General features: G+C 43.0%; 11 protein-coding genes. 7 read left to right on the top strand and 4 right to left on the bottom strand.

Translation table 11 applies throughout. The features are described 5' to 3' along the window. The first annotated feature begins 61 nt into the window (after nucleotides 1-61). On the top strand, nucleotides 62-802 hold the full coding sequence (gene pflA, locus OCU87_RS04140; protein ID WP_062688082.1) for a pyruvate formate lyase 1-activating protein: 741 nt from the start codon (nucleotides 62-64) through the stop codon (nucleotides 800-802). A 128-nt stretch (nucleotides 803-930) separates the two neighbouring features. Here the strand turns inward: pflA and OCU87_RS04135 are convergent, their stop codons facing one another. From OCU87_RS04135 to OCU87_RS04125, 3 genes are all read right to left on the bottom strand, one after another. Next, nucleotides 931-1,083, bottom strand: coding sequence for a hypothetical protein (locus tag OCU87_RS04135; RefSeq protein WP_157072536.1), 153 nt, complete (start codon nucleotides 1,081-1,083; stop codon nucleotides 931-933). A 337-nt stretch (nucleotides 1,084-1,420) separates the two neighbouring features. After that, nucleotides 1,421-2,572: an iron-containing alcohol dehydrogenase gene (locus OCU87_RS04130; RefSeq protein ID WP_062688081.1), complete on the bottom strand. Its 1,152-nt coding sequence runs from the start codon at nucleotides 2,570-2,572 to the stop codon at nucleotides 1,421-1,423. A 93-nt stretch (nucleotides 2,573-2,665) separates the two neighbouring features. Next, a complete protein-coding gene (locus tag OCU87_RS04125; RefSeq protein WP_261857881.1) occupies nucleotides 2,666-3,343 on the bottom strand; it encodes a type 1 glutamine amidotransferase domain-containing protein in 678 nt (225 codons plus the stop codon). A gap of 215 nt (nucleotides 3,344-3,558) precedes the next feature. Here OCU87_RS04125 and OCU87_RS04120 point away from each other — a divergent pair, with 215 nt between their 5' ends. Together OCU87_RS04120 and OCU87_RS04115 are read left to right on the top strand one after the other, a co-directional pair. After that, a complete protein-coding gene (locus tag OCU87_RS04120; RefSeq protein WP_261857880.1) occupies nucleotides 3,559-4,467 on the top strand; it encodes a LysR family transcriptional regulator in 909 nt (302 codons plus the stop codon). A gap of 373 nt (nucleotides 4,468-4,840) precedes the next feature. Beyond that, the gene (locus OCU87_RS04115; RefSeq protein ID WP_261857879.1) at nucleotides 4,841-6,595 is read left to right on the top strand and encodes a formate--tetrahydrofolate ligase; all 1,755 of its coding nucleotides are present in this window, start codon (nucleotides 4,841-4,843) and stop codon (nucleotides 6,593-6,595) included. A gap of 165 nt (nucleotides 6,596-6,760) precedes the next feature. On the opposite strand, the gene OCU87_RS04110 is transcribed toward OCU87_RS04115, so the two are convergent. Further along, a complete protein-coding gene (locus tag OCU87_RS04110) occupies nucleotides 6,761-8,011 on the bottom strand; it encodes a NupC/NupG family nucleoside CNT transporter (RefSeq protein WP_062688153.1) in 1,251 nt (416 codons plus the stop codon). Nucleotides 8,012-8,679: 668 nt separating this feature from the next. Here OCU87_RS04110 and OCU87_RS04105 point away from each other — a divergent pair. The 4 genes from OCU87_RS04105 to OCU87_RS04090 all read left to right on the top strand — a co-directional run bounded on the left by OCU87_RS04105 (nucleotide 8,680) and on the right by OCU87_RS04090 (nucleotide 14,319). Further along, nucleotides 8,680-9,180 (top strand): YfbU family protein, encoded by a 501-nt coding sequence (locus OCU87_RS04105; protein ID WP_062688079.1) that lies wholly within the window; start codon nucleotides 8,680-8,682, stop codon nucleotides 9,178-9,180. A gap of 262 nt (nucleotides 9,181-9,442) precedes the next feature. Next, on the top strand, nucleotides 9,443-10,699 hold the full coding sequence (locus tag OCU87_RS04100; protein WP_261857878.1) for an ABC transporter substrate-binding protein: 1,257 nt from the start codon (nucleotides 9,443-9,445) through the stop codon (nucleotides 10,697-10,699). Then, complete coding sequence (locus OCU87_RS04095; RefSeq protein WP_261857877.1) at nucleotides 10,692-13,055, top strand: ATP-binding protein; 2,364 nt, start codon at nucleotides 10,692-10,694, stop codon at nucleotides 13,053-13,055. The genes OCU87_RS04100 and OCU87_RS04095 overlap by 8 nt, the downstream gene beginning before the upstream one ends. After that, nucleotides 13,042-14,319, top strand: coding sequence for a sigma-54-dependent transcriptional regulator (locus tag OCU87_RS04090; protein WP_062688076.1), 1,278 nt, complete (start codon nucleotides 13,042-13,044; stop codon nucleotides 14,317-14,319). Before OCU87_RS04095 ends, OCU87_RS04090 begins: the two co-directional genes overlap by 14 nt. Nucleotides 14,320-14,388: the final 69 nt, after the last annotated feature.

Below are 14,388 nucleotides of genomic sequence, written 5' to 3'. Positions count from 1 at the left end.
CACCTGTTGTTTTGTAATAAAATAACAGGCAAAACACGCACCACTGCGGAGAAGTAAAACAATGTCAGTAAAAGGTCGTATTCACTCTTTCGAGACCTGTGGAACCGTTGATGGCCCAGGTATTCGTTTCATCGTATTCATGCAGGGTTGCTTAATGCGCTGCCAATACTGCCATAACCGCGACACATGGGACTTACACGACGGTAAAGAGATTACTGTTGAAGAGATCATGAAAGATGCCACTTCTTACCGTCACTTTATGAAAGCATCTGGCGGTGGTGTAACGGCATCAGGCGGTGAAGCCATGCTGCAACCTGAATTTGTTCGTGATTTCTTCCGCGCCGCTCAAGCTGAAGGTATTCACACTTGTCTTGATACCAATGGCTACATTCGTAAGCACACCGACGTGATTGATGAAGTGCTTGATGCATCTGATTTAGTCATGCTTGATATCAAACAAATGGATGACTCTATTCACCAAAACCTTGTGGGCGTACCTAACAAACGTGTTTTAGATTTTGCCCGCTACCTGCACAAACGCGGTCAAAAAACATGGCTACGTTACGTTGTTGTTCCTGGTTACACTGACGATGAAAAATCGGCGCACTTACTGGGCGATTTCATCAAAGACATGGATAATATCGAGAAAGTTGAATTATTGCCGTACCACCAACTTGGCGAGCACAAGTGGGAAGCGATGGGCTTTGAGTATCAACTAACGGGGGTTAATCCGCCGCCAAAAGAAACGATGGAAAACATCAAAAGTATTCTCGCAAGCTACGGCCATAAAGTGATGTACTAATTGGTTCACAAGTAACCCAATCAATTTATAAAGGAGAGCATGTGCTCTCCTTTTTTATAACCGCTGAACAGTCATCAAAACACAGCAATAGATCTGAGCTTATCAGTCTTGCCGTTTTTGATGCCTAATTAACGGGTATTCGCTTCAATCATCACAACAATAAAGCTAATGAGGCTAGCCATAATAAAGAGTGAGAGCAGCGCAGTATGCTGCCACTTGGTAACAGGCTCTTCTATCGCCATCGCATGTGTCGCTGTTTGGTTGTTGGTTGATTTATTCATATTATATTTATCTTCTTTTTATAGGCTGAGCACGCACAATAAAGAGAAGTATTACAGCAGCAAACCACCAGTAATGGAAAGCCAGTTTTCACTTTTAGCTATCGACAGTGGCACACCAATATCGGGCTATATAATTCAATAACTTGCCCATAGAATAAAGTCCACGATACAACTTACTACGACATTAATCTGTAATAATACTATCAGTTTGACAGAAATGAGCGGGAATGATTCATGCAAAAAGCCCTGTCAGTGTATACTCACAGGGCTTTAGATATTATCGCTATTGAGCCAGTAGCAGCACTGACTCAATACGTATTGCCGAAATGAATTTCGGTTATAAAGCGGCTTCTAGCACTTTACGGCTAACATCCAATGTCATGTCGCCATGCTCACCCAATGTCGTCATGCCATGCTCTTCTAGTTGCGCCACGAGAACATCGATACTTGCAGCATCAAGATCCGCATCGCTTAGGCGAATTGGCATCCCCATAGCCTTGAAGAAGGCTTCTGTTTTCGCAATAGCTTGGTCGATGATTTCATCTTCAGTGCCATCAACAATGTTCCAAACGCGTTGTGCATATTGCACTAACTTGCCACGTTTTTGCTCACGCTGCACTTTCATAACGGCAGGTAAAACAATCGCCAGCGTACGCGCATGATCGATACCATATTGACCAGTCAACTCATGACCAATCATGTGTGTGCTCCAATCTTGTGGAACACCCGAACCAATCAGGCCATTAAGTGCCATCGTTGCAGACCACATAATATTAGAGCGCACTTCCATATCATCTGGAGTTGCTAATACTTTTGGACCTTCCTCAATCAAATTCAGCAATAGGCCTTCTGAAAAACGATCTTGTACTTTAGCATTCACTGGGAATGTTAAGTATTGCTCCATGGTGTGAACAAAAGCATCAATCACACCGTTCGCCACTTGGCGCTCAGATAAACTTAGCGTGACTTTCGGGTCAAGAACAGCAAATAAAGGCTGAACATGAGGCGACATAAACGCTAACTTAGTGGTGCCACGCGTGATCACTGCGCCTGTGTTACTCTCTGAACCTGTCGCTGGCAAGGTCAACACACAAGCCATAGGTACTGCATCTGTTACTTTGGCATGCTGCGCCAAAATATCCCACGGTTGCTCACCTTCAAAGCGCGCAGCAGCTGCAATAAATTTAGTACCATCAACAACAGAACCACCACCGACAGCAAGTAAGTAAGTAATGCCTTGTTCTTTAATTTGCGCGACAGCTTTCATCAAAGTATCGAATTGTGGATTAGGTTCAATACCAGAAAACTCACTCCATTGGTGATCTTTAAGTGCGCTACTTACTTGATCGTAAACCCCATTCGCTTTAATAGAGCCACCGCCGTAGGTCACTAAGACTTTAGCATCAGCAGGGATCTGCTTGGCGATTGCAGCAATTTGGTTTTCACCAAAGAAAATTTTAGTAGGGTTGTGGAAGGTGAAATTAAGCATTGCTCATTCCTTTCGTGATTACGATATCGTTATTATGAATGCAAAGGCTATACCGCTAAGGGGATTCTTCCACTAGCGGTATAGCCAATTAAATTATTTTAAAGCATTTAACAGCGCTTCCGCGACTGCTTCTGACGAGGCAGGATTTTGCCCAGTGATCAGCTTGCCATCTCGAATGGCTAGAGGGTGCCAATCTTGTGCAGACTCATACTGTCCACCACGTTTTACTAATTCGTCTTGGAGCAAGAATGGCACTACTTCTGCTAAACCAACAGCCGTTTCTTCTGAATTTGTAAAGCCTGTCACCGCTTTACCCGAAATAATAAACTCACCATGCTGGTCTTTAGCATTAAGTAACACAGCAGGTGCGTGACACACAGCAGAAACTGGCTTTTGGGCTTGCCAAAACGATTCAATCAAGGCAATTGAGTCTGCATCATCAACCAGATCCCATAACGGACCATGCCCCCCCGGATAAAAAATAGCATCGTAGTCGTGTTCAGATACATCGGCTAATTTCAGGGTATTGGCAAGCACCAGTTGGGCATCTGCATCTTGGTTAAAGCGTACAGTGGCATCTGTTTGTGATTGTTCAAGTTCACTATTCGGGTCAATAGGAGGCTGCCCACCCGCAGGAGACGCTAAGGTAATATCTACATTCGCATCCAAAAAGCGGTAATACGGTGCGGCAAATTCCTCGACCCAAAAGCCTGTTTTATGCCCAGTATTACCCAATTTATCGTGTGAAGTCAGAACCATTAGAATTTTCATTATTCGCCTCGTGTCGTCCGATTAAGCAAGTAACGAAAGTCTATGCCTTCCCTTAGATTCAGACAATGGCGATAAACTTGGCATCATTGTTCTAATAATTAGATCAATGTTAGCCTTTGTTCTGCTAAAGTCAGCAGACGTGATGACCTCAATACAACTTGAGCCAGGTACACGAACCCAATAAACAAATCAGGCAGACATAGGGGCGAAAAGCGATGGACGTATCATTTGAACAGCTCAAAAGTATGGTGGTCTTTGCCCAAATAGTAGAGCAAGGCAGCTTTTCTGCCGCCGCTCGACAGCTAGGGGTTTCCCGAGGCGTGGTGAGTTATCACCTGAAGAAGCTCGAGGATCATATTGGGATCCCACTCTTAAACCGTACGACCCGTAGCATCAGCCTTACCGATGCAGGCCAACGCTATTACCTTCGCTGTAAACGGATCAGTGAAGAAGCCTCCGCCGCCAATCAACAAGTCGAAAACTTACGGGAAGAGCCGGAAGGCAAAATTACCATTAGCGCCCCTGTTAACATCAGCATGCACACCATAGTGCCAGCACTAAATGATTTCAAAACCCTATATCCTAAAATAGAAATCGACCTAAATCTGACTGATGATATTGTGAATATTATTCAAGAAGGCATTGATTTAGCAATCCGTGGTGCACCTTTGGCGGATTCAGGCTTGTATGCCCGAAAGCTCATGACGATGAAGAATACCCTTTGTGGCGCCCCTTCCTACTTTAGCCAACATGGCCTACCACAAACCCCAGCGGAACTGGCTCATCATGAATGGGTGGTATATAAAAAGACTTCAAAAATTCAAACGCTGACCAAAGGGACACGCGCTTACAATGTCAAAATGCAAGGCAGTATTACCACCAATAGCGCCTCAGCAAGAACCGCTTTTGTCGTTGGGGGACATGGTATTGGCCGTTTACCACAATACGATGCATTGCCATTAGTGAAAGAAGGAAAGTTGCAGATTATTTTGGATGATTATCAGCTTAGTGATATTAATATTTACGGTGTTTATCCGCCTCGCGCTGCCGATTCAAAGAAGATGCGTTTATTGCTCGACTACTTGCAATCTCATTTCACCCAGCAGCTCACTGACGGTTATTAATCTAATAGGCAGGTTAACGGCTTTACATCTATCCCCCCTCAAGTCTGCCTATCGTAAATCCTCATCCTCCTGAGTAGTTACGACCAATAATCTGGGTGGTTATTCAGCGCCATAAAATTAATTTTGTTACCAACAACACATTTAACAAAATTGAAACAACAGACAAAGACCTTAATACCAAGACTTTTAGCTAGTTCTCGGAATTGGCTTTTTGATAGTGTTATAACCACCAACAAATCAACAACAGATATATCGGAATAAAACTATATAACCGTGATAAAATTGTGGTATAAAGCCACCGCAAACGATTGCGTGACCTGCCATAGCAGCTCAAAGCAGTGCTTCCCCATTGTTTAAAAAGGTATGAGCCCACATGAAAAGCGACATTCAAATTTGCCGCGACACCGCACTCACTCCTATTGACCAAATTGCGCTTAATGCGGGTATTGAACCGCAAGATTTAACGCCTCAAGGGACGTTAAAAGCCAAGGTCAAAACGTCGATTCTTAAGCGCCTAGCCAACAGTCCAGAAGGTAAACAGATTCTTGTTACTGCCATTACACCAACCCCATTAGGTGAAGGTAAAACAGTCACAACTATTGGCCTATCTCAAGGATTAGCTAAGATTGGCAAGCGCGTTATAGCCTGTATTCGCCAGCCTTCAATGGGTCCTGTATTTGGTGTTAAGGGCGGCGCTGCTGGTGGTGGTTACGCGCAAGTTGCACCTATGGAAAAACTGAACCTCCATCTGACTGGTGATATTCATGCGGTAACGGCAGCTCATAACCTAGCTTCTGCAGCCATTGATGCGCGCATATACCATGAAGAGCGTCATGGCTTTGATGTGTTTAGCGAAAAAACAGGGCTACCCACGCTTAGAATTGATCGCAATCGTATTGTTTGGCGTCGAGTAATGGATCATAACGATCGTGCGCTTCGCATGATCACTGTCGGTAAAAACGAAGAAGGTAAAACCATCAACGGCATTGAGCGTGAAGATGGTTTCGATATCTCTGCAGCATCGGAATTAATGGCTATTTTGGCGCTTTCTACCGACCTTGCCGATATGCGCCAACGTATAGGCCGCATTGTGGTGGCTTACAACCTTGATGGTCAGCCTATTACAACAGAAGACCTGCAAGTTGCAGGCGCCATGGCAGTAACCATGTGTGAAGCCATTGAACCAACTCTGATGCAAACATTGGAAGGTGTACCAACCCTGATCCATGCGGGGCCATTTGCCAATATTGCGCACGGTAACTCATCTATCATTGCCGATCGTATAGCACTAAAGCTCAGTGAATTCACAGTCACAGAAGGTGGGTTTGGTTCTGATATGGGCTTTGAGAAAGCCTGTAATATCAAAGCACAACAAGCAGGTCGTGGTGCTGACTGTGCCGTGGTCGTCGCGACACTTCGTGGCTTGAAAGCAAATTCAGGGTTATACGACCTACGTCCAGGCCAAGCGTTACCAGATGCTATTTTTGACGCTGATGAGAAAGCGCTGATTGCTGGCTTTGACAACCTTAAATGGCACATCAATAACGCAGCTAAATACGGTGTACCTGTAGTGGTTGCCATTAACCGTTTCCCACAAGACAGTGATGCGGAGCTCAATCAACTTAAAGAGATGATCGCTAACGAGACATTTGATACCTATGTTGATGTCGCCTTAAGCGAGGCCTTTGGTAAAGGTGGTGAAGGCGCTGTAGAACTTGCTCACACCGTTGTTAAAGCGTGTGAAACACCAGCTAACTTCAAGCCGCTGTATCAATTATCACAGCCATTAGAAGAAAAATTAATGGCAGTCGCCGAAGTTGGTTATGGCTGTCGTGGGGTTGAATTATCAGAACTAGCGAAGCAACAACTGGCAGAACTTAAAGCACAAGGTCACGATAATTTAGCGGTTTGCATGGCAAAAACGCCACTATCAATCAGTCATGACCCAAGCATTAAAGGTGCACCTAGTGACTTTATCATTCCGGTTCGTGAACTAAAATTGTGTGCGGGTGCAGGCTTTGTTTACGCCCTTTGCGGTAATGTCATGACGATGCCTGGTTTACCTGAAAAACCGGCCTTTATGAACCTTGATATTGATGCTGATGGCAACATTATTGGCCTGAGTTGATACCCTCCAATAGCCACAGATACAACAAGGCCACGCATTGCGTGGCCTTGTTATTTTATCGACTTAGATTATCGCGATTGTCTCTCGATACTTATTTGTTTCGATAGTTAGTGTCGAAACCTAGTGTCGACACTAAATCTTTCAATAACAATCATTTCACTGTGATTAAAGCGTCAGCGAAATAAACAATCCTGCTACCGTTGCATTCAACAAGTTAGCTAAGGTTGCTGCGACTAATGATTTCATACCTAGCTTAGCAATTTCATCGTAACGCGTTTGAGCCATCAGCCCCATGCAACCCAATAGCACCGCTATCGAACCAAAGTTAGCAAAACCACATAATGCGAACGCAATAATCACTTCAGTACGCTTATCTAGCACACCACTTTCAATCATTGGCGCAAGTTGGGAAAATGCCACAAATTCATTAATGGTAGTTTTGGTACCAAATAAGGTGGCCATTTGCTGGGCAGCGTCGAAATCCCATAAACCCGCAATATAAGCAAATGGTAAGAATAAGTAGCCAAACACCAGATCGAGCGAAAGCCCTTCAAAACCAGCTAATGAACCCGCCCAACCTAATAATGCGTTCAGCATCGCAATCAAGCTAATGAAAGCCAACAACATCGCACCAATATTTAGTGCTAGTTGCATGCCTTGTAGAGCACCCTGCGCTGCCGCATCAATAATATTGGCCGGCTTTTTCTCGTCTTCAGCACTTTCAGCAGAATCACACGCTTGCTCTGTTTCAGGGATCAGAAGCTTTGCCATCATCAAACCAGCAGGCGCTGCCATAAATGATGCAGCCAGTAAGTATTCTAATGGGATACCCATTTGTGAATACCCCACAAGCACTGAACCCGCAACCGATGCCATACCACCCACCATTACGGCAAAAAGCTCTGAACGTGTCATGCGTGCAATATAAGGACGAACCGTGAGTGGTGCTTCTGAAATACCAAGGAAGATGTTGGCGGTAGCTGAAATAGATTCAGCACGGCTTGTTCCTAACATTTTTGATAAAGCACGACCTAAAGTACCAACCAGTAACTGCATGATACCGAGGTAATACAATACCGCGACAAAAGCAGAGAAAAAGACCACTACAGGTAATACACGGAAAGCCATAATGAAACCACCGCCAGCAAACAGCTCAAACATTTTGTCTGATACTAATCCGCCAAACAAAAAGCTAATGCCTTCATTACTGAAATTAATGATGTTCTGTACTGCACTCGAAAACTCACCCAATGCGGCACGACCATTTTCGCTATACAAAACAATAGCGGCAAAAGTCATTTGAATAGCCAGCGCCCCCAACACGGTACGCCAGTTAATGTGTGAACGCTTCTCTGATAAAAAATAAGCGATTAAAATTAAAGCCAGAATACCGACCAAACCAGAAATCAATTGCATTGTCATTACTCATCTTATCGAACAATAATTATTGCTCGCTTCGTTTCATCAATCCTCAACCCACAAACTGGGTTAGTAAGATCAATACCAAATGCGCTCGATTTCCTTTTGCTCTCCTTGATCCATGCCATCCTAGCAATCGACTTCTCATTCTTCGCTGATAAAACAACATTCAAAAATGCCGTTATATTGGCCGAGTTATCGGGGATTTAATGCAATTTGTGAGTTACCGACTTATTCGTCAGGCGCGGAAGGGTAAAGGGAAGAATACAATTGTTCAATGCACAGCAGGTCGTTTGCAAAATTATCCAACAAAAGCATCGTTTATTGCATAATATTCAGGCGTCAAAATTTCCCACTTGTGTTCAAATGTTCACAAAAAACGAATATTGATACCTGTTAGGAATTCATATTGCTGTCAAGCTTGGTATTTAAAAATACCAATGCAGACACACCAAATTAAAGCAGCATCTAGCGTAACTCAAACACCTCAATTCCTTGTTAAATATAAGGTTATATAGCATTAATAGCATACAGATGACTAACCTTTCACCACCTTATACTTTTTAACAAAAAAACATGTGCTACATGTAGTCAGATCATGTTTTTTTACATCCAAACTGCTAATCTCAGCGTCAGAAGATAAAAAATATTAAAGGCCTATCATCATGGAAATGACCAACGCACAACGCTTAATCTTATCTAACCAGTATTACCTTATGTCTCAGTTAACACCTGAGAACGCAGCAAAGTACCGTCGTCTACAAACAATTGTAGAACGTGGCTACGGTTTACAAATGCGTGAACTAGATAAAGATTTCGGTAACATGAGCGAGAACACTTGCCGCCAAGTGATCGATTTCATGGAAATGCACCACGCAATGCAAGAGTCACACAAAATGTTAAATGAAGGCGATCAAAGTCAAGTCGACACACGCCGCCTTCAATTCTTAGGTTTTGACGCTGCGACTGAATCTCAACTGGTACACTATGTTCGCTTCCTAACAGAAGAAGAAGGTTTGTACCCGCAGTTTGATAAAACTGAGCACCAATTCAACAGCCAAGTTGCAATGCTTGATAAATACCAACGCATGCTACAAACATGGCGCAATTGTCCACGCCAGTACCACCTATGTGCGACAGAGCTACAACAAATTCTTAGTGCGTAAATCGAAATAACACGATTTTCATTGCGATCTAAAACTGGAGCTTGCTCCAGTTTTTTGTGATTAATATAAACAGATAACCAACAAATGAGTCACTATCAACACATATAAAACAAGTTTTCAAATAAAAGCCTATCCAAGCTCAAGAATGCTTTCTCACGCTTTTTTTTCAGTATAATCCCCCGCAACAACCCGATACATTGATTCATGAAGCATCAAATTTAATTAGCCTCTAACGCTAACCACACAACATGACGTTATTCCTATGTACCGCTTGATTACTCTTTTATTGATGCTACTCCCACAGGCTGTGTTTGCTTACAACACGCCTCTTATTGTGCTAACAACTTTCAGTCAAAATTCACTGGGTACATTAATTTCGGATTATCAGGCCAAATATCCAGATGTAAAAATAAAGATATTGCATCGCCACGAAGATGCCGCTTTACGATTACTCAATGATTCTACGCACGATATTGATATGGTGATTTCAACCTCGATCCCCATTTTTGAGCAACTGAAACAAAGCAATGCATTAATGAAATTACCAAGCGTCAGTGAAAAATTTGCTAATGCAGAAGTAAAAGCGACCCTTCAACAATTTAATAAAAAAATCGCATTACTAGGCTATTCCCGTTACGGATTTATGTGGAATCAACGCTATTTAGAAAAACACAACCTCGACCGACCAAGCAGTTGGGAAAGCTTGACGCATCCACAATATTTTCAGCACTTAATCATGGCAACGCCTTCGCGATCCATCTCTAGTCATTACATGGTTGAAAGTATTTTGCAGCATTACGGCTGGCAAGCAGGCTGGAAACTGTTGTACAAAATCAGCGGTAACCTCGCTTCTGTATCCATGTTTAATGTGACAGACCAAATATCTCGTGGTTTAGTTGGTGTTGCGCCTGTTATGGATGTATTCGCCTTCAGAACTCAGAAGCCTTTCCCTTTTATTGGCTTTAGTTACCAACCGAACAGCCCTGTTTTACCCGCTTATATGGGCAGTATAAAAAACTTACATCACTCAGATAAAACAGTGCCTTTTTTACAATACATTGAATCTTTTCAAAGTAATAAATCGCCACAGCAAGAAATCCATCAGCGCTACCCTCACTCACATGATCATAACGTGCTGTCAGAAGGTCAGCGCCTTGACTACGCATTGATCAAGCAACGTGGGGTTATTGTGAAACAACTGTTTACTCATACAATTGTTCACTCACTGGCACTACACAATAAAGCTTGGCTACTGATCAATAAAATACAAACATTTAGCCAGCTTACGCAACAACAACAGCGGCAGTTAAAACAAGCTATAACGCTTGCAACAACCCCTCCAATCTCAGAGCAAGATCTTAAAGACATTCTGAAAAATGGTAGCAAGCTATCGAGCAAAAAACACCAAGGGCTAAATGACAGTCACTTATGGTGTCTAGATATGTATGAGCAACTCAACGCTTCGATCGCAATAACCGAAGATATCGTGATGGAGCTCGAGGTCTATCATCATGGTTAATGTGAATACCATTGGTAACCGCCTCATTTTCGCGATTGGCTTTATGGCAATGCTAACGATCGGGGTGAGTGGCGTTGCTGTGTATAACTGGGAAACGCTAGACGATCATATTGAAGAAATTGTCACCGTAAACATGCCGACACTCCGTTCGAGTTATCAGCTAGAACGTAATACTGCGGGACTTCAAGCGGCACTAAATAAGATCAGTATGAATACCGATCCTATTGTGCATAAAGAGTTACAGCAAAAAATCACAGCCAAGCTCCAGCTTATCAATTTAGCCATTAAAGACACCGTCAGCATGGAGCAATACAATGCCATTTTGGCGACTCAGAAAGGGCTAGCAGATACGTTAAGCCAATACACGCAACAACTTGAGCAGCGTAATATTCAGCGTAATACGCTGTTGCAAGTCGAAAATAATATTCACTGGATACACCAAGATTTAATCAATGAATTACCCCTGCTACAGCAAGAAGTAGAATGGCAACTTACCCGTATGCTACCCAACATCATAGACACCAATGCGATCATTGATGTTATGACTGAGTTCTCGTTGATTCAATCCATCACGGTCAAAGAAAACGAACTTCACCAGTTAGCACAAGAAATTATTTTGCAGCACCATAGCCGCGATCTCAGCAACGCATTTTACTTTATTGGCTACAAGATCGCAGAAGTTCAAACCATGAGCGAACAACTGAGCCATTACCCCTCAACCTCAACCTATCGTGAGCATTTGAATGATCTGATCGCTATCGTTGCCCCCAATGGCCAGCTAGAACAGCAGTTACGAAAAGATTCTGAAATCTACCACGCCATAAATCAATACGAACAAGATATTCAACAGCGTTTAGCACGCCAAGAAGCATTAATTCAAAAGATGGTTACCAATGCAGACGCCAGTTTAATCGACCTAAACGACCAGACAAGAAATGCCATCATTATCAGTAACTTAATATTATTGGGTGCCGTTTGTTTATCCATTTTAATGGCCATTATTTTGTCTATTTACTTAGTTGGCCGAGGAATTGTAAAACGCTTGAATACACTAGGTAGGCATTTACATGAAGTCACTAAAGGCAACTTAAATGTTGAAATTCAAGTAACGGGTAATGATGAGATTGGTTTGATCGGCGAAAGCTTGCGTCAGTTTTGCCTTCAAATGCAAGAAATGGAACGCACTAACGCACTTAATCTGATTAACAATACACAAGCCAGTATCATCACTTGTGATTTGGCGGGTCATGTCGAATCGGTCAACTCAAGTGCCCAACAACTGTTTAAACATCAAAAAGATAATACTGAAAACATGGTGGTATGGCAGCTATTTAATAGTAATATTGATTCGCGACTAGAGTCACTATTCCACCCTGCTAGTCCACTGCTAGAAAACGGGGCCTGTAACCTGACGCTCAAGCATTACCACAACGAAGAGCATCTCTACCTACGCCTCGACTTTCGCCTGTTTAAACAAGGAACGACAGACAAAGTTATCATCACGATGACAGACATCACCGAACAAGAAAAAGCCGCCCGCTGGCTCGAAAGTATCGTGTATGAAAAAACAGAATCACTGACCAATCGCAACCGCCAGCTTCGTGCTGAAATTGAAGATCGTAAACGCATTGAACAAGATCTGCGTTCAACTCAAGATGAATTAATTCAAGCGGCTAAAATGGCGGTTGTGGGTCAAACTATGACATCACTCGCACATGAGTTAAACCAACCCTTATCAGCCATCTCTACCCATGTTTTTGCGACTAAAATGGCGGTTAAGCAAAGCAAAATTGATAAATTGCCGAGCAGTCTTGAAAAAATAGAAGGTTTAACCGCACGTATGGGCCGTATCATTGCGAGCCTGCGCAACTTTTCTAAAAAACAATCCGCTGATAACCCATTAAAAAATATTGCGGTCAGTGACTCGGTCGAGCAAGCAATGCAGATTGTTGAAGGACGAGCTCGAGTACAAAAAACAACAATCGAAAATGCAATATCGCCAGATCTGAAAATCAATGCCGATGACGTGCAATTTGAACAAGTATTAGTGAACTTATTGGTAAATAGCTGTGATGCTGTCGCAAGTTGCGATAATCGCCACATTCGAGTCCATTTACTATCGCAAGACAATAGCACCACCCTGATCGCTGTAAGTGATTCAGGTAAAGGTTTTGATGCCACCATGATGGAGAAACTCTTCACGCCATTCACCACAACAAAAGATGTGGGATTAGGCCTTGGTTTAAGCATCTGCCGCTCAATTTTGACCCGATTTGGGGGAAGCATTTCCCTCGCGTCTGCCCTCGAGGGGGGCGCCATGGTGATACTGGAGTTACCTACACATGAAAATAACTAATGATATTCAAGTGCTGGTCATTGATGATGACCAAGATGTGGTTGAGGCATATCAAAGCCTTTTAGAGATTGCTGGTTATAGTGCACTTGCTGTTACCGATCCGACTAAAGCGATTGAAATGCTCCATAAAGATTGGGCAGGTGTAGTCGTAACGGATATGTACATGCCAGGGCTCAGCGGTATCGAATTGCTCGAACAGATCAAAGACTTAGATGCTGAATTGCCTGTCATTATGATCACTGGTCACGGTGATATCCCAATGGCTGTCGATGCCGTCAAAAAAGGCGCGATCGACTTCTTGCAAAAGCCATTACAGCCAGAGCAATTATTAGCCCTGCTTGAACGCTTTTTACCTCGCCGTCAACAAACGATCGAGCAACGTATTACGTTACTTAAAGGAGCTAGTAGCATTTTACTTGGCGATAGTCCGCTGATCACAAAAATCCGCGAGCAAATTGCTGAAACAGCACCAACCCTCAAAGATGTACTGATCGAAGGTTGCCAAGGTACGGGTCGCAGCACCGTCGCGAAATTATTACACGATGGTAGCCACATTCGCCAAGGCCCTTACGTGACATTAAAAGGCAGCGCAGTCAGCACGACACCTGATTTACAGCGCAGCATGATTTCTGCGCGCAGTGGTACCCTATGCTTGCACAACCCACAAGAAATGCCTAAAGAAACCCAACAATGGCTATGTCGTTTCTTGTTAGAGCAAGAACGTCAGGGTAAAAAAGAAGTACGCGTATTGGCCGTCACCAATAACAACCCTGAACAACAAGTGGAAACCGAAGTATTCTTGCCTGAGTTGTTCTACTTCTTAAGTCAGGTTCGTTTAAGCATGCCAACAATCCAGCAACGTACTTGCGATATTGCCATGCTATTTAAGCACTTCTTGAAACAGAGCTGTTTAACCCTGAAAAAACCATTACCGTCGGTGGATAAAGCGTATATCAATACCCTGAATCGCCATGATTGGGCAGGAAACGTTTTAGAAATTAAAAATGTCGCGGAGCTTTATGCGATAGGTATTGTTAAGTTAGCCGGACAAGAACGCACTAAACCACTAGATCAAATGAGTAGTCCACTCGATGATTTAGTTGATAGCTACGAAAAACAAGTGATTGAAGACGCACTTTACTTGTTTGCAGGTCGTATTAACGAAGTATCAAGCTACTTACAAATCCCTCGGAAGAAGCTGTATTTGAGAATGAAAAAACACAGTCTCGATAAAGCAGAATATAAGGTTCAATCTAGCTGCTAGAACAAACAACACCAATGAAAAAGCCCAGAAATTCTGGGCTTTCTTTAAAGCTATCTTACGCTTAGCGCT

The organism is Photobacterium sanguinicancri, from assembly GCF_024346675.1.
Lineage (GTDB): Bacteria > Pseudomonadota > Gammaproteobacteria > Enterobacterales > Vibrionaceae > Photobacterium > Photobacterium sanguinicancri.
This window is presented reverse-complemented; position numbering and strand designations above follow the sequence as displayed.